The organism is Mycobacterium paragordonae (genome assembly GCF_003614435.1).
Lineage (GTDB): Bacteria > Actinomycetota > Actinomycetes > Mycobacteriales > Mycobacteriaceae > Mycobacterium > Mycobacterium paragordonae.
This window is the reverse complement of record NZ_CP025546.1, coordinates 1,148,648-1,163,889: the sequence shown is the minus strand read 5'-3', so window position 1 is coordinate 1,163,889 and position 15,242 is coordinate 1,148,648. Positions and strand designations below refer to the sequence as shown.

The following is a 15,242-nucleotide window of genomic DNA, read 5'->3' as shown; positions in this document are numbered from 1 at the left end:
ACCTTCAACCGATTGCTCGGTGACCGACGGTCTTTGGTGGATCGGGCACCACAATAGCGTGGGCCCGCGCGATCAGCCAAAACGAGGCCTGGCGTGAGTGCGAGCTGCTATCCCCGAGCGTGAATGTCACGACGCACCAACGGCGTGTCTCGTCGTGGAATTCACGCTCGGCTCTGGCTTAGGCCGCCGGACAGCCGGCCTACAGTCCGGCCAGGCGCGCCGCGCCGATCAGTCCGGCGTCGCCGCCGAGTTCGGCCGGCACCACCCGCAGGCCGGACAAGAAATTCAGCCGCGCGTATTCGGTCAGCGCCGCCCGCAACGGGTCGAACAGCAGGCCGCCGGATTTGGCCACCCCGCCGCCGATGACGACGAGGTCCAGGTCGCATACCGCGCCCACCGAGGCGATCATCGCGGCCAGCGCGCGGGTGCCCCGCGCGAACGCGTGCAGTGCCACCGCATCTCCGCCCGCCGCCGCCTGGGACAGTTCCCGTGCCCCGGCGCCTGGCGGCGCAGACCACCCGTTGGCCCGAGCCCAGCGCGTCATCGAAGGGCCCGACGCGATCGTCTCCACGCAGCCGCGGCCACCGCACGCGCACGGTGATCCGTCCGGGTCGACCACCACGTGGCCCACGTGGCCGGCGTTGCCGGTGCGGCCCGTGTAGGGCACACCGTCGAGCACCAGGCCGCCACCGACGCCGGTGGAGACGACCATGCCCAGCAGAAATCCGGCGCCGCGGCCGGCTCCCATCCAGTGCTCCCCCAGTGCCATGCACACGCCGTCGCCGCCCAGCCGGACCGGTACGCCCGGCACCGCGGCCGCCACTCGGTCGCGCAGCGGAAACCCGCGCCAGGCCGCGATATTGACCGGGCTCACGCTGCCGGTGGCCAGGTCGACGGGCCCGGCCGAGGCGATGCCCACCGCCGCTACCGTCCCCCCGGCCGCACGCACCGCGTCGGCGACCATGGCGGCGACCGCGTCCCAAACCTGTTCGGCCCCAGCGCCGGCGGGAGTGGGACAGGTGGCGTTGTAGACCAGCGTGCGGGTCGGGTCGGCGAGGGCGGCGGGGTCGGCGAGGCCGGCGGCGATCTTGGTGCCGCCGATGTCGAGGCAGAGGGTGAGCATCAGTGTCGGTGGGTGTTGTCGGGTTGGCGTGGGTCGCCGGGATGTTCGTAGCCGGGTGCCAGCTGTACCAGGGCGGCCCGGCGGGCGTCCAGCCAGACGCGGAAGGCTCGCCGGCGCGCCGCTGCCAGCAGATGTGCATTTATGGCGGATCGCACTTCCTCCAGCGGCGGCGCGGCGTCCGGGGGGACACGCCAGCCATGGCTCGTGACATCGGCGCGAGCGAACCGCAGCGGGTTGCGGGCGTGATACGCCGCGACGTCGTGGGCGCCGATCCGGACCCCGGCGGTGACGTCGGCGAACAGGGCCCGTGCCCGCGGGTCGGCCAGTGCCGCCGCCGCGATGCTGCCGATCTCGAGCCGGGCCGTCACGTCGGGCAGCAGGTCGTCCTCGGCCGGGGCGCCGGCGCCGTCGAGGCCGCGGGTGGCCGCCTCGGCGGCGATCACCCGCTCGGTCACGAGCAGCTGCGTCAGCCACCGCCGCAGCTGGCGGCCCTCGCTGGTGCCGGGGCCGGGCAGCGCGTTGGCGTGCGGACCGCCGCGCAACCCCGCCTCGCGGACGTCGACTTCGGCGACGGCGACCGGCGCACCGGCTACTGTCGCCACCCACTCAGAACTCATGTCACCGTCACTTTCACCGCGGGCGAGTAGATCAGTCGGCCGGCGCAGCCGACCCGGACCAGCGCCCACCACTGACCCGGGTCCAGCCAGAGCGGCGGCCTGACGTCGAAGGCGAGTTCCACGCTGCCCTGAGCAGGCAGGTCGGCGCCCAGCACGGCCGGTCCCATCCACTCCCAGGTTCCCCAGGGGCTGATCAGGTGAGCTTCGACCGCGAGGTCGGCACGGGCACGGCTGCCGATCATCACGGATAGCCGCGTCGCGGCGCCCGCAGCCAGCGTGATGTCGGCGGGACCGTCGACGAGATACACGACGTCATCGGCGCACTCCCCGACGTCCACGAACGTGACGTCTTCGATTACCTGCCGCCATGCATCCGGGACGTCGGACCCGGTGACCCGCAACTGGGCTCGCACCGGGTATCGCCCCGCCGGTGCGTGGCCCGGAATACCCAGGACGACGTCGGTTTCCAGATGCTCGCCGGCCTGCAGCGTGAACGGCGACCCCACCGGAGCGACCGACCAGCCGTCCGGGCACACCACTTCCACAGTGCCGTCGAGTGCGGTGTCGGTGCAGTCGCTGGCCACCGTCAGGCGCAACGTCACCTCGCGCAGGTCCACGCCGGTGTCGACACTGACCTGCGGGGGATGCAGGTGGGCGACCGCGGGCAACCCACCCAGGGGGGCGGGACCGCGATTGTGCAGCCAATAGCGGGCATAGAGCGGCTGGGCCGGTTCGGCGTCGGGTGCCAGCTGGACCGGGTCGTCGCGAAGTCCGGCGACATCGAGGACCGCCAGCACGGTCGCCACCTGGTAGCCGTGCAGCTCGATGAGGCGTTTGCGGCGTTCGGCTTTCTCCAGCAGGTTCGCCTGCGCGAGCCCGCGTAGCGTGCCCAGGTCCGAGCCAAGGACGACACGGGTGGCGGCGCCGGTCGTTTCCACCAGTCGCAGCGCGACGTCACCCGGTGCGACGGCTTGCGCGCTGCCGGCCGCCATCGGGTTACCGGCGGCCTTCAGCGCACCCAATTGCACGGTGTCGGCCGGCTCGACATGCAATAGGGATCCGAGGGCCGGCAGCGCACCATGTTGCTCTCGCGGGGTAATCGCGAGCAGCGGATTGGAGAACTGCGCGCTGCGGGCCGGAAGTCTGATTCGACGCCAGTCGCCGTCACCGCAGATCAGCGCGTAGTCAAAGTCGTGGGTCCAGTGCTGGAGCTGGAAATTGGAGCCGTCGGGCGCCGTGCGGCGCGGTTCGTCGATCCAGGTTCCGGATGGCCAACCGGTGCACGACCGCATCAGCGCGGTGTGCAGGGTGCCGTCGGTCTCGACCGCGAAGCTCGGCACGCCGCGGTTGAGCAGGGCGACGGTGTAATCCTCGAAGGGATCGGATCCAGACGAAACCTGCTGTGCAACAACGATTTCCGCGTCTTCGAGGTCCTTGGCGACGGCCGCGATGGCGGCGGCCAGTTTCCGTGCGCCCGCGCCGTCGATGATCAGCACCGGCAGCGCGTTCGGGGCTCGCAGGTCGGCATCGGGAACCCAGACGGCGGGCAGTTGCGTCGCTGCCGGCACCCAGACCCGGGCCTGGCCGGTCTCGGTCAGCTGGCGCTGCAGTTCGTCGGCGTAGGCCGGGTCGGCGCCGTCAAGCACCGCCTTGGTGAACGCATTGCGGTCGGGTCCGCCCAGCGCCATGCGGGCGTCCGGCAGGTTGGAGTCGACGTCGAGGTGGCCGTAGCGCGGCTTTTCGGCGCCACTGCAGGTGGCCGTCACCCCGGCGCGGACCAGCGCGCCCATGAGGTCGCGGACCATCGGCCCCGTCGCCGACTCCGACGGCGCCACTACCTCGGCTACCGATATCGCCCGGGTATTAATGCCGAGGCGGACCCGGACGGCCGAGGACAACCCGAACCAGCCGTAGGCCGGGTTGTCCAGCGTCCACAGGTGCTCGCCGGTGTCCACGGACTGATCACCGTCATGGAGCAACGCGAAACCGCGCCCGACGACCGCGTCCCCGACCTCGCTGACCGGCATGGCCCCGGGCACCGGGCATGGCCAGCGCAGCCGCACCAACCGGTCTTCCCCGACGAAATCGTCGATGGTGGTGCGGCAGTCGACGCGGTCGGTATCGCGCCACAACGTCAGGGTCTGGGTGTAGCGCAGCAGATCGCCGATGCGGCCGCGAACCACCAGCCGCTCACCGAGTGGTCCGCGAAACGCCTGGACGGTGGCCGAAGACTCCGAGCTGCACACCACCGGCCCGCGCGGAAGCAGATGCCAGGGGCCCTCTCCCTGGGTCGGGTGCGACGGGTACTCCTCATAGACCGCGAGCTCGTTGCCCACCCGGCCGGCGGCGATCAGCTCTCGGCCGGCCCGGGTGAGCGAGTCCACCGCTCCGCCGCGGCGCGGGTCGACGGTGAGCCGGTAGTACTCATTGCCGATCTGAGTCCCGGCGATCGGCTGCCATCCCGCGGCGCGGTCGGCCGGGAGCAGCCGGTAGGCCCGCCAGCCCAGCGACGGCACGTCTTCGGCCTGCCACGTCACCGACCGCCCGTCGTGCTCGACGTGTGCGGGCACCTCGGCGCCGTCCGAGTCAAGCACCCGCACGCCGGCGCCAAGCGGCGGCTCCAACCGGACCGTGACCACATCGCTGCGCAACTGGGTCACGGGGTTCCACACCACCACCGAGTGGTCCGCGGCCGCCACCAGACCGGACAGCACCCGCAGCGCGTTGTCGCGGCAGGTGCCGCCCAGCTCCCACGCATCGCGCCAGCCGGTCAGCAGATCGAGATACACCTGGTCGGATTCCGAGCCGGTGATGGCGTCGTGGTGAGCGCCATATGCCAGCTGCACCCATGCCTTGGCGAACGCGGCCTGCGGGTATCGCGCCCCGGTCAGCACGCCGGCGAACACCGCGAAGCGCTCGGCGTCCAGCACCGCGTTCTCGGTGGCGCGGTTGGCCTGCTTGGTGTCGATGTAGGACACGTCCTTGCCGGTGTAGATCGGGTTCATGTCGCGGGTCTGCGGGGACGCGATGGCGGAACGTTCGGCGAGTTCGTCGCGTACCGCTGCGAAGAACTCCCGCGGCAGCCCGCACACGAATCGCGGCCACGTGTAGCGCGCTGCCCAGTCGCGGTGGATCTCGGTGACCCATTTGTTCGGCGGCGTGTAGTCGGTGCCCACCGGCAGCAGTACGTTGCGGGTCAGCGCAACCTTTTTCAGTTGGTCGAACAGCGCGTAGGTGGCTTCCTCGGCCTCGGCGAGCGTGGTCGACGAATCCATCCACCAGCCCGCCGAGTAGTGCGCGGGCATGTAGTGGGTGAGCAAGCCCCGGCCGGACGGCGAGATCCACTCGAACTCGCTGCGGAACTGCATTCGGTCGACACCACCACCCTCGGAGCCGCCCGACGCGGGACCCCACTGGTGGTGCGGCCCGCGGGCCCACGAACTCGACGTCAACCCGGCGTCGGCGGCCATCCCCGGGAACTGCGGGTCGTGCCCGAAGACGTCGAGCTGCCATGCGGTGGCCGGGTCGGCGCCGAGTACGTCACGCTGAAATCCGATGCCGTGCACCAGGTTTCGGATCGTCGTCTCGGGGCTAGTGAGGTTGGTGTTGGGCTCGTTGTAGGTGCCGCCCATCACCTCGAGCCGGCCCTGCGCCAGGAACCGGCGCAGGTCGGCGCGGTCCTCGGGGTGGGTGTCCCAGTACGGCTTGAGGTAGTCGACCTCGGCGAGCACGAATTTGTACTCCGGTTCGCGGCGCGCCATCTCCAGGTGGGCATGCACCAACTCGAAGCCGTTGGTCTGACGGGCGCGCCCGGGCGGGTCTTCGCGCCACTCGCTGGTGTACGCCGCCTGGGTGTTCCACCAGACCGGGTCGTAGTGGAAGTGGCTGACCATGAACATCGTCCAGCCAGGTTCGGCGACCACGAACTCGAAATCCAGGCGGCCCTCGCCGGCGTGCACTCGGGCGGCGCGACGATCGCCAACCCCGGGCCGGTGCACCGTCACCGGCACCTCGACTGTCTCCTGGCCGGCGGTGACGATCCCCTCCCCGAGCAGACCGTCGCCGTCCACCCGCAGCGTCGTCGGCTCGGTGCACCCGGCCAGGGCGACCCGGACCAGTTGCAGCGGCTGGTCCGGCGGGCCTACGAACAGCTCGGTCGATGCGGCCGAAACCAGTTGCATGACCGCACCTTACGGTGCCCCGGCCGCGCGACGAAGACGTTTGCCCACCGCACGCGCCGCCGCCTGCACCTCGGCGGGCTCCAGCACCTCGAACTCCGCTCCCACCATCGCGAAGTGCAACACCATCCGCTGCGGGTCGTCCCCGCCCGCCGTCACGATGCACGCCCCGCCCCCGTCGGGTTCGACGGTCATCGACTGTGGCGAGAAGTGACGCGCGACGACGGACGCCGGCACCTCATAGCGCACCCTGGCCACGTACCGGTAGGGCGCGGCGCTGATCGCGTGACGGAGGAATTCGCGTGCATCGGGCGCCGGCCGTGGCACGAAGGTGCTGCCCGCTGCCCGCGTCGCGCTCATCCGGTCCAGTCGCAGGGTGCGCCAGTCGGTCCGGTCGCGGTCGTAGGCCAGCAGGTACCAGCGCCGGCCGGTAGTCACCAGCTGATAAGGCTCCAGCCGACGCCGGCTGGGGGCACCGTCACGGGCGGTGTAGTCGGTGACGACGTGCTCATGATCCCGGCACGCCCTGGCCAGTGTAATCAGCGTGTCCGGGTCCACCGGGGTGTCCACCGATTCCGGTGCGAGCGTGACAGTCGCCTCGTGCAGCGCGGCGACCTGCGAGCGCAGCCGGGCCGGTAGCACCTGATCCAGCTTGCTGAGCGCCCGCAAGGCGGATTCGCCGACCCCGGCCACACTGCCTCCGGCGGCGAGCCGCAGGCACACCGCCACGGCCACCGCCTCCTCGGGATCGAGCAGCAGCGGCGGCAGCGCCGCGCCGGCGCCGAGCCGGTAGCCCCCACCGGAGCCCTTGCTGGCTTCCACCGGATAACCCAATTCGCGCAGGCGCTCAATGTCGCGCCGCACACTGCGGCCGGTCACCGACAGCTGCCGGGCCAGTTCCTGCCCGGTCCACACCCGGCGCGACTGCAGCAAACCCAGCAGCTGCAGCACCCGGCTCGTGGTCGCCGACATGCCCACAAGTCTGCCGCACCTTTAGGACTGAAACTGTCCGCTATTGCTGGAAGGGTCGCAGTCATGGCAGACCTGACGACTCAACTGGCCGACCAGCTCGACTGGCACTGGAACACGCAGCTGCGCCCCCGCCTGGACGGCCTGACCGACGACGAATACTTCTGGCAACCGGTGCCCGACTGCTGGACCGTGCACCCGAACGGGTCGGTGGACTTCGCATATCCCAGCCCCAGCCCGACACCCTTCACCACCATCGCCTGGCGACTGGCCCATGTGATCGTCGGCGTGTTCGCGATGCGCAACCATCACCACTTCGGCGGCCCACCCGCCGACTACCAAAATTGGCACTACGCCACCGACGCCGCGACCGCCCTGCGGCAACTCGACGAGGAGTATGCGGCATGGATCACGGGTGTTCGGGGGCTGTCCGCCGCGGACCTCAACCGGCCGTGCGGCCCGGCCGAGGGGCCATACGCCGAGTACGCACTGAGCGAATTGGTCCTGCACATCAACCGGGAAGCGATCCATCACGGCGCTGAGATCGCTTGTCTGCGCGACCTTTACCTGCACCATCAACTGCACACCCGAAAGGACTGACCATGCCTGCCCTCGCCCCTCCGGTCACCGGCGAACGCAACGCGCTGCGCGAGTTCCTCGCCTACCACCAGAGCGCCTACTTCGCGGTGTCCTACGGCCTCACCGACGAACAGGCCCGATCGGCTCCGTCGGCCAGCGCCCTGTCGATCGGCGGCCTGATCAAGCACGTCACCGGTATGCAGCGGACGTGGATGACCAGGGTGGCCGCCGCGCCGGACGCGCCGCCGACGGACCCGCGCTCGTTCGAGGAACGCTCCGCGCAGTACGCGAACGAGTTCACGATGCTGCCCGGTGAAACCTTGGGCGGGTTGCTGGAGGCGTTCACCGCGCAGAACGCGCAGACGCTGCGGCTGGCCGACACCGCTGACCTCGCCGCCGCGGTGCCGGTTCCGCGAGACGCCCCTTGGTTTCCCAGCGACGTCGAAGCCTGGTCGGTGCGCTGGGTCTTCCTGCACGTCATCAACGAACTGGCCCGCCATGCCGGGCATGCCGACATCGTCCGGGAAAGCATCGACGGGGCCACCATGTATGAGCTGATCGCCGGCCAGGAGAAGTGGGAGCCGGAGCCCTGGCTGACGCCCTGGCAACCCGAATAGGCAGGCGCACATCCACCCTTGGCCGCGCTTTTGCGTCGGGTGAGGCGGCTCACGCAAATTGTGAATCGGCTCCCCCGATTTGGCAGACTGCAGAAATGAGTTCCACTAAACACCGCGATGTGGCCAAGCTCGACCGGGTGCCGCTACCGGTCGAAGCGGCCCGGGTAGCTGTCACCGGTTGGCAGGTCACCCGCACCGCCGCTCGTGTGCTCAGCAACCTTCCGGGCAAGGGTCCCTGGCAACAGAAGGTCATCAAAGAAATTCCGCAGACCTTCGCGGACCTGGGCCCGACGTATGTGAAATTCGGACAGATCATCGCGTCCAGCCCCGGCGCGTTCGGCGAGTCGTTGTCCCGCGAATTCCGCGGTCTGCTCGACAGGGTGCCGCCGGCCGATACCGACGCGGTGCACAAGCTGCTCATCGAGGAACTCGGCGACGACCCGGCCAACCTGTTCGCGACCTTCGAAGAGACCCCTTTCGCCTCGGCGTCGATCGCCCAGGTGCATTACGCGACGCTCAAGACCGGCGAGGACGTCGTCGTCAAAATCCAGCGACCGGGTATCCGGCGACGGGTGGCCGCCGACCTGCAAATCCTGCAGCGCTTCGCCCAGGCCGTCGAGCTGGCCAAGCTCGGTCGCCGGCTGTCCGCACAGGATGTGGTCGCCGACTTCTCCGACAACCTTGCCGAGGAACTGGACTTCCGGCTGGAAGCACAGTCGATGGACGCCTGGGTCTCGCACCTGCACGCGTCTCCGCTGGGCAAGAACATCCGGGTGCCGCAGGTGCACTGGAACTTCACCAGTGAGCGGGTCCTGACGATGGAACGGGTGCAAGGCATCCGGATCGACAACGTCGCGGCCATTCGCAAAGCCGGCTTCGACGGCACCGAGCTCGTCAAGGCGCTGCTGTTCAGCGTTTTCGAGGGTGGGCTGCGGCACGGGCTGTTCCATGGCGACCTGCACGCCGGCAACCTCTATGTCGACGACGAGGGCCGCATCGTGTTCTTCGACTTCGGGATCATGGGCCGCATCGACCCGCGCACCCGCTGGCTGCTGCGCGAACTGGTGTACGCCCTGCTGGTCAAGAAGGACCACGCTGCCGCGGGCAAGATCGTGGTGCTGATGGGCGCCGTCGGGACCATGAAGCCGGAAGCCGAAGCAGCCAAGGACCTGGAGAAGTTCGCGACTCCGCTGACCATGCAGTCGCTGGGCGACATGTCCTACGCCGACATCGGCCGCCAGCTGTCGGCACTGGCCGACGCCTACGACGTCAAGCTGCCCCGGGAGCTGGTGCTGATCGGCAAACAGTTCCTCTACGTCGAGCGGTACATGAAGCTGCTGGCGCCCAAGTGGCAGATGATGTCGGACCCGCAGCTCACCGGCTACTTCGCCAACTTCATGGTCGAGGTCAGCCGCGAGCATCAATCCGACGCGCAAACCAACGAGGTGTAGGTAAGTGGAAGTTCGCAGTGGCACCGCGGTATCGGGTGATCTGAAGCTGTTTTACGAGGACATGGGCGATCCCGACCATCCGCCCGTGCTGCTCATCATGGGCCTGGGCGCCCAGATGCTGCTGTGGCGCACCGAGTTCTGCGAGCAACTCGTCCGTCGCGGCCTACGGGTGATCCGCTACGACAACCGCGACGTCGGGCTGTCCAGCAAGACCGAGCGCCACCGTGACCCCCAGCCCCTGCCCACGCGGATGGCGCGCTCGTTCCTCGGTTTGCCCAGCCGTTCGGCCTACAAGCTGGAAGACATGGCCGACGACGCCGCGGCCCTGCTCGATCACCTCGGCATCGAAGGGGCCCACATCGTCGGGGCATCGATGGGCGGCATGATCGCGCAGGTCTTTGCCGCGCAGTACGCGGAACGAACCCAGACGCTGGCGGTGATCTTCTCCAGCAATAACCACCGGTTCCTGCCGCCGCCGGCGCCGCGCGCGCTGCTGTCGCTGATCAAGGGCCCGCCACCCAGTTCGCCGCGCGAGGTGATCATCGACAACTCCGTCCGGGTCAACAAAATCATCGGCAGCCCGCAGTACCCGACGCCCGAGGAACAGATGCGCGCCGACGCCGCCGAAGCCTACGACCGCAACTACCACCCGTGGGGCATCTCCCAGCAGTTCAGCGCCATCATGGGCAGCGGCAGCCTGCTGCATTACGACCGGCGCATCACCGCCCCGACTGTCGTCATCCACGGCAAAGCGGATAAACTTATGCGCCCCTTCGGCGGCCGGGCGGTCGCCAAGGCGATCAACGGTGCCCGATTGGTATTGGTCGACGGTATGGGACATGATCTGCCCAAGCAGTTGTGGAGTCGCGTCATTGGTGAGCTGACTAGCAACTTCGCTGCCGCCGGTTAAACCGATAGCCGACGGCCCGTGATGCCCGTCGGGGGGTATTACGCAAATACGAGAGACGCAACGGTGTGCGCTGGAGGTGGTCCGATATGGCCGAACTGAGACCGTATTACGAAGAGTCGCAAGCGACGTACGACATTTCTGATGACTTCTTCGCGCTGTTCCTCGACCCCAACATGGTGTACACGTGCGCTTACTTCGAGCGCGACGACATGACCCTCGAAGAAGCCCAGCTCGCGAAATTGGACCTGGCCCTGGGCAAGCTGAACCTGGAACCGGGCATGACGGTGCTCGACGTCGGCTGCGGATGGGGCGGCGCGGTTGTCCGCGCGGTTGAGAAGTACGACGTCAACGTCATCGGCATCACGCTCAGCCGCAACCACTACCTGCGCAGCAAGGCCCGGCTGGCGGCGATCCCCACCACGCGGCGCGCCGAGGCGCGGCTGCAAGGCTGGGAAGAGTTCAACGAAAAGGTCGACCGGATCGTCAGCTTCGAGGCCTTCGACGCCTTCAAGAAGGAGCGCTGGCCCGCGTTCTTCGACCGCTCCTACGAAATCCTGCCCAATGACGGCTCGATGCTGCTGCACAGCATCTTCACCCACGAGCAGACATACTGGCGCGACCACGGCATCACGGTGACCATGAGCGACCTGCGCTTCTTCCGCTTCCTGGCGACCGAAATCTTCCCCGGCGGCGGCATGTGCGGTGAGGTCGACATCATCGACAACGCCAAGAACAGCGGATTCTCGGTCGGCGAAATTCAATATCTGCAGCCCCATTACGCACGCACTCTGGACATGTGGGCGGCGAATCTGGAAGCCAATCGCGAGCAGGCGATCGCTATTCAGTCGGAAGAGATCTACGACCGTTTCATGCGGTATCTGACGGGCTGCGCGAACCTGTTCCGAAAGGGCCTGTCCAACGTCGCGCAATACACGCTGACTAAGTGACAAATAGCCGCTGAACAGCGAAGACGCTGTCGCGGTTTAGTAATGGCGCGCCGCGTCCGATAACATGCTTTCGGCATGCACGGGGGGATGCGACGACGCATGTGATCGTGGGTCCCGGGTGACCCGGAAAGGCAATACCTATGGCTGCGAAGCTGAAGCCGCACTTTGATGATGTGCAGGCACATTACGACCTGTCCGACGATTTCTTCCGGCTGTTTCTGGATCCGACCCAGACGTACAGCTGCGCGTACTTCGAACGCGAGGACATGACGCTGGAAGAGGCGCAGATCGCCAAGATCGACCTGGCGCTGGGCAAGCTGGGCCTGCAGGCCGGCATGACGCTGCTGGACGTCGGCTGCGGGTGGGGCGCGACGATGCGCCGGGCCATCGAGAAGTACGACGTCAACGTCGTCGGACTGACCCTGTCCAAGAACCAGGCTGCGCACGTGCAGCAGACCTTCGACCAGATGGACACCGAGCGCACCCGGCGCGTGCTGCTGGAAGGCTGGGAACAGTTCGACGAGCCCGTCGACCGTATCGTGTCGATCGGTGCGTTCGAGCACTTCGGGCACGACCGCTACGACGACTTCTTCGCGTTGGCGCACAAGCTGCTGCCGGCCGACGGCGTGATGCTGCTGCACACCATCACGGCTCTGACCGGTACGCAGATGGCCGAGCGCGGCATGCCGTTGACGTTCGAGGGCGCCCGCTTCGCCAAGTTCATCATGACCGAGATCTTCCCGGGCGGTCGGTTGCCGTCGATCGAGAAGGTGGAGGAGCACTCCGCGAAGGGCGGCTTCACTCTGACCCGTCGCCAGTCGCTGCAGCCGCACTATGCCCGGACGCTCGACCTGTGGGCCGCGGCGCTGGAGTCGCGGAAGGACGAAGCGATCGAGATCCAGTCCGAAGAGGTCTACGAGCGCTACATGAAGTACCTGACCGGGTGCGCGGATTCGTTCCGTACCGGCTACATCGACGTCAACCAATTCACGCTGGCGAAGTAGAGGAAAGGCGACCAGAGTGACGTATGAGGTCGCCTTCCAAATAATCCCGGTATCGGTGAGTTCAAATGCGAGCGACGCGTCCACGCACGTGTAGGGTGCCGGTGATGATCACCTCGCGGGGGGTGGGCCTGTCCCATCGGGAGGACACATGTCTAACAACTTAACTCGAGCCAGGAGCCGGCGAGAGAACAACGACGACGTCCAGGCGCACTACGACATCTCCAACGAATTTTTCGAGCTGTTCACGGATCCCACCCGGACCTACAGTTGCGCCTACTTCGAACGCGACGACATGACGCTCGAGGAAGCCCAGATCGCCAAGCTGGACCTGGCGCTGGGCAAATTGGGGCTCGAGCCGGGGATGACCCTGCTCGATGTGGGCTGCGGCTGGGGCTCGACGATGAAACGCGCGCTCGAGAAATATGACGTGAACGTCGTCGGCGTGACCTTGTCCAAGAACCAACACGCCTACTGCGAGCGGCTGCTCGACCAGGTCGACACGAACCGGTCGCATCAGGTGTTGCTGAGCGACTGGAGTGACTTCGACGGACAAGTGGACCGGATCATCACCATTGAGGCCTTGGAGCACTTCGGCTTTCAGCGCTACGACCACTTCTTCAAGTTCGTCTTCGAGGCCCTGCCCGACGACGGGAAGATGCTGCTGCACTCGATCACCGGTTTGACCGGAGGCCAGATCGTCGAGCGCGGCATGCCGGTCACGTTCGAAATGGCCCGGTTCATCAAGTTCATCGTCACTGAGATCTTCCCGGGCGGCCGGCTCCCCTCGATCGAGAAGGTGCACGATCACGCGACCAAGGCCGGTTTCACCGTGACCCAGGTCGAGTCGCTGCAACTGCACTTCGCCAGAACCCTCGACTTCTGGGCTGAGGCGCTGCTGGCGCACAAGGACGAGGCCATCGAGATTCAGTCCGCAGAGGTCTATGAGCGCTACATGAAGTATCTGACCGGCACCGCCGAGTGCTTTCGGATCGGCTACATCGACTGCCATCACTTCACCTTGCAGAAATAGACCTGCGCGGGCGCGGCGGTGCAATCCTGAGCCGGTCAGCCGGTACTACCGGATCGGGTAGGGTTGCACGTCAGAGGTCTGGGCCCGCGCGCACGACCAGCTAGTGCCACTTATTCAGGAGAACACCACAGCAATGGCCGAGAAACCGACCGGTGCCATGACGAAGTCGACCCAGTTCGAGGACATCCAGGCGCACTACGACGTCTCCGATGACTTCTTCGCGTTGTTCCAGGATCCGACCCGGACCTACAGCTGCGCCTATTTCGACCCGTGGGACATCTCGCTCGAGGAAGCCCAGATCGCAAAGATCGACCTGAACCTCGACCAGCTGGACCTCAAGCCGGGAATGACGTTGCTGGACGTCGGCTGCGGCTGGGGCACCACCATGAAGCGCGCCGTGGAGAAGTACGACGTCAACGTCATCGGCCTCACCCTGTCCAAGAACCAGCACGCCCGCTCCCAGCAGGTGCTGAACGCGATCGACACCGACCGCTCCCGACGGGTGCTGCTGCACGGCTGGGAGGACTTCAACGAGCCGGTCGACCGGATCGTCTCCATCGAGGCCTTCGAGCACTTCGGGCACGAGAACTACGACGACTTCTTCAAGCGGTGTTTCGACGTCATGCCCGACGACGGCCGGATGACCATTCAGAGCAGCGTCAGCTACCACCCGTACGACATGGCGGCGCGCGGCAAGCGGATCACCTTCGAGACGGTGCGCTTCATCAAGTTCATCGTGACCGAGATCTTCCCGGGTGGCCGGCTGCCGTCCACGGAAATGATGATCGAGCACGGCGAAAAGGCCGGTTTTGTTGTCCCCGAACCACTTTCACTGCGCCCGCACTACATCAAGACGCTGCACATCTGGGGCGACACCCTGGAGTCCAACAAGGAGAAGGCCATCGAGGTGACCTCGCTGGAGGTCTACGAGCGGTACATGAAATATCTGCGTGGCTGCGAGCACTACTTCGACGACGAGATGCTCGACGTGAGCCTGGTGACCTACCTCAAGCAGGGGGCGGCCGCCTGATCGGTCTGATCGAGGCTGCGCCGTTCGTCGATTCGGTAGAGAGTGGAGCATAGGGCTTCGCTCGCTACGGGAGGAGACGACGAATGCAGTATTTCGCCTTGCTGATCAGTCATGAGCGCGAGCTGGCTGCCGAGGAACGCGCCGCCGAGATGGGCGCCTACCAACGCTTTCACCACGATGCGGCGGCAGCCATTCGCGCCGGTGATGCCCTGCTTCCCGCTGCCGTCGGGGTACGGATCGACGGCGGCCCGGACGCACCGGTCATCACCGACGGCCCGTTCGCCGAAGGCGCCGAAGTAGCCTGCGGCTACTACCTGTTCGAAGCCGAAGACCTCGACGAGGCCCTCTCGTTCGCCCGAAACATTCCGGTCGCCAAGCACGGCGCGGTGGAGGTGTGGCCCACCGTCCACTCGATCGAACCGTCCCCCAAGCTCAGTGGCACCGACTGGCTTGCGCTGCTGTTGGAGCCGCCCGGGACCACACACACCCCGCACACACCGGAATGGGATGCGGTGGCGGCACGCCACGTCGAGTTCGCAGCGGCCGCGGGCGATCACATCGTCGGCGGCGCCGCGTTGCACGACCGTTCTACCGCGACCACCGTGCGGGTACGCGACGGGGAGGTCCTGGTCACCGACGGTCCCTACGCGGAAGGCGCCGAACTCGCAAACGGCTTCTATGTGCTCAGCGCCGGTGACCGTGACGAAGCCGTCAAGCTGGCGTCGATGATTCCCGCCACCGCGGTGCAGCTTCGGCAACTGGCCGGCATCTCGGGACTGTAGCAACG

The 15,242-nt window shown here is 67.1% G+C and carries 13 protein-coding genes; 9 read left to right on the top strand and 4 right to left on the bottom strand.

Translation table 11 applies throughout. The features are described 5' to 3' along the window. Window positions 1-199 precede the first annotated feature (199 nt). The 4 genes from C0J29_RS05410 to C0J29_RS05395 are packed head-to-tail and all read right to left on the bottom strand — an operon-like array spanning window position 200 to window position 6,890. Window positions 200-1,123 (bottom strand): ROK family protein, encoded by a 924-nt coding sequence (locus tag C0J29_RS05410; protein ID WP_120791723.1) that lies wholly within the window; start codon window positions 1,121-1,123, stop codon window positions 200-202. Further along, window positions 1,123-1,740, bottom strand: coding sequence for a DUF7158 domain-containing protein (locus C0J29_RS05405; protein WP_120791722.1), 618 nt, complete (start codon window positions 1,738-1,740; stop codon window positions 1,123-1,125). Before C0J29_RS05405 ends, C0J29_RS05410 begins: the two co-directional genes overlap by 1 nt. Beyond that, on the bottom strand, window positions 1,737-5,921 hold the full coding sequence (locus C0J29_RS05400) for a glycoside hydrolase family 38 N-terminal domain-containing protein (RefSeq protein WP_120791721.1): 4,185 nt from the start codon (window positions 5,919-5,921) through the stop codon (window positions 1,737-1,739). Before C0J29_RS05400 ends, C0J29_RS05405 begins: the two co-directional genes overlap by 4 nt. Window positions 5,922-5,930: 9 nt before the next feature. After that, window positions 5,931-6,890 carry a helix-turn-helix transcriptional regulator gene (locus C0J29_RS05395; RefSeq protein ID WP_120791720.1) on the bottom strand — a complete coding sequence of 320 codons (960 nt, stop codon included), beginning with the start codon at window positions 6,888-6,890 and terminating at the stop codon, window positions 5,931-5,933. Window positions 6,891-6,953: 63 nt separating this feature from the next. On the opposite strand from C0J29_RS05395, the gene C0J29_RS05390 reads away from it, so the two are divergent. The 9 genes from C0J29_RS05390 to C0J29_RS05350 all read left to right on the top strand — a co-directional run bounded on the left by C0J29_RS05390 (window position 6,954) and on the right by C0J29_RS05350 (window position 15,237). Beyond that, the gene (locus C0J29_RS05390) at window positions 6,954-7,487 is read left to right on the top strand and encodes a DinB family protein (protein ID WP_120791719.1); all 534 of its coding nucleotides are present in this window, start codon (window positions 6,954-6,956) and stop codon (window positions 7,485-7,487) included. A gap of 2 nt (window positions 7,488-7,489) precedes the next feature. Then, window positions 7,490-8,083, top strand: a complete 594-nt coding sequence (locus C0J29_RS05385; RefSeq protein ID WP_065165008.1) for a DinB family protein — start codon at window positions 7,490-7,492, stop codon at window positions 8,081-8,083. 95 nt (window positions 8,084-8,178) lie between these two features. Then, on the top strand, window positions 8,179-9,534 hold the full coding sequence (locus C0J29_RS05380) for an ABC1 kinase family protein (RefSeq protein ID WP_065044473.1): 1,356 nt from the start codon (window positions 8,179-8,181) through the stop codon (window positions 9,532-9,534). A 4-nt stretch (window positions 9,535-9,538) separates the two neighbouring features. Continuing rightward, complete coding sequence (locus C0J29_RS05375) at window positions 9,539-10,444, top strand: alpha/beta fold hydrolase (RefSeq protein ID WP_065044474.1); 906 nt, start codon at window positions 9,539-9,541, stop codon at window positions 10,442-10,444. Window positions 10,445-10,530: 86 nt separating this feature from the next. Then, window positions 10,531-11,391 carry a cyclopropane mycolic acid synthase family methyltransferase gene (locus C0J29_RS05370; RefSeq protein WP_120791718.1) on the top strand — a complete coding sequence of 287 codons (861 nt, stop codon included), beginning with the start codon at window positions 10,531-10,533 and terminating at the stop codon, window positions 11,389-11,391. Window positions 11,392-11,531: 140 nt separating this feature from the next. Next, window positions 11,532-12,395 carry a cyclopropane mycolic acid synthase MmaA2 gene (mmaA2, locus tag C0J29_RS05365; RefSeq protein ID WP_065044476.1) on the top strand — a complete coding sequence of 288 codons (864 nt, stop codon included), beginning with the start codon at window positions 11,532-11,534 and terminating at the stop codon, window positions 12,393-12,395. Window positions 12,396-12,543: 148 nt separating this feature from the next. Then, a complete protein-coding gene (locus C0J29_RS05360) occupies window positions 12,544-13,425 on the top strand; it encodes a cyclopropane mycolic acid synthase family methyltransferase (protein WP_120791717.1) in 882 nt (293 codons plus the stop codon). A 133-nt stretch (window positions 13,426-13,558) separates the two neighbouring features. Beyond that, window positions 13,559-14,455, top strand: coding sequence for a hydroxymycolate synthase MmaA4 (mmaA4, locus tag C0J29_RS05355; RefSeq protein WP_065044478.1), 897 nt, complete (start codon window positions 13,559-13,561; stop codon window positions 14,453-14,455). Window positions 14,456-14,538: 83 nt separating this feature from the next. Next, window positions 14,539-15,237, top strand: coding sequence for a YciI family protein (locus C0J29_RS05350; RefSeq protein ID WP_120791716.1), 699 nt, complete (start codon window positions 14,539-14,541; stop codon window positions 15,235-15,237). Window positions 15,238-15,242: the final 5 nt, after the last annotated feature.

Bases quoted from the DNA above. Each gene is read 5' to 3' on its own strand.
- C0J29_RS05410 (WP_120791723.1), bottom strand. From the start codon at position 1,123: ATGCTCACCCTCTGCCTCGACATCGGCGGCACCAAGATCGCCGCCGGC.
- C0J29_RS05405 (WP_120791722.1), bottom strand. From the start codon at position 1,740: ATGAGTTCTGAGTGGGTGGCGACAGTAGCCGGTGCGCCGGTCGCCGTC.
- C0J29_RS05400 (WP_120791721.1), bottom strand. From the start codon at position 5,921: ATGCAACTGGTTTCGGCCGCATCGACCGAGCTGTTCGTAGGCCCGCCG.
- C0J29_RS05395 (WP_120791720.1), bottom strand. From the start codon at position 6,890: ATGTCGGCGACCACGAGCCGGGTGCTGCAGCTGCTGGGTTTGCTGCAG.
- C0J29_RS05390 (WP_120791719.1), top strand. From the start codon at position 6,954: ATGGCAGACCTGACGACTCAACTGGCCGACCAGCTCGACTGGCACTGG.
- C0J29_RS05385 (WP_065165008.1), top strand. From the start codon at position 7,490: ATGCCTGCCCTCGCCCCTCCGGTCACCGGCGAACGCAACGCGCTGCGC.
- C0J29_RS05380 (WP_065044473.1), top strand. From the start codon at position 8,179: ATGAGTTCCACTAAACACCGCGATGTGGCCAAGCTCGACCGGGTGCCG.
- C0J29_RS05370 (WP_120791718.1), top strand. From the start codon at position 10,531: ATGGCCGAACTGAGACCGTATTACGAAGAGTCGCAAGCGACGTACGAC.
- mmaA2 (WP_065044476.1), top strand. From the start codon at position 11,532: ATGGCTGCGAAGCTGAAGCCGCACTTTGATGATGTGCAGGCACATTAC.
- C0J29_RS05360 (WP_120791717.1), top strand. From the start codon at position 12,544: ATGTCTAACAACTTAACTCGAGCCAGGAGCCGGCGAGAGAACAACGAC.
- mmaA4 (WP_065044478.1), top strand. From the start codon at position 13,559: ATGGCCGAGAAACCGACCGGTGCCATGACGAAGTCGACCCAGTTCGAG.
- C0J29_RS05350 (WP_120791716.1), top strand. From the start codon at position 14,539: ATGCAGTATTTCGCCTTGCTGATCAGTCATGAGCGCGAGCTGGCTGCC.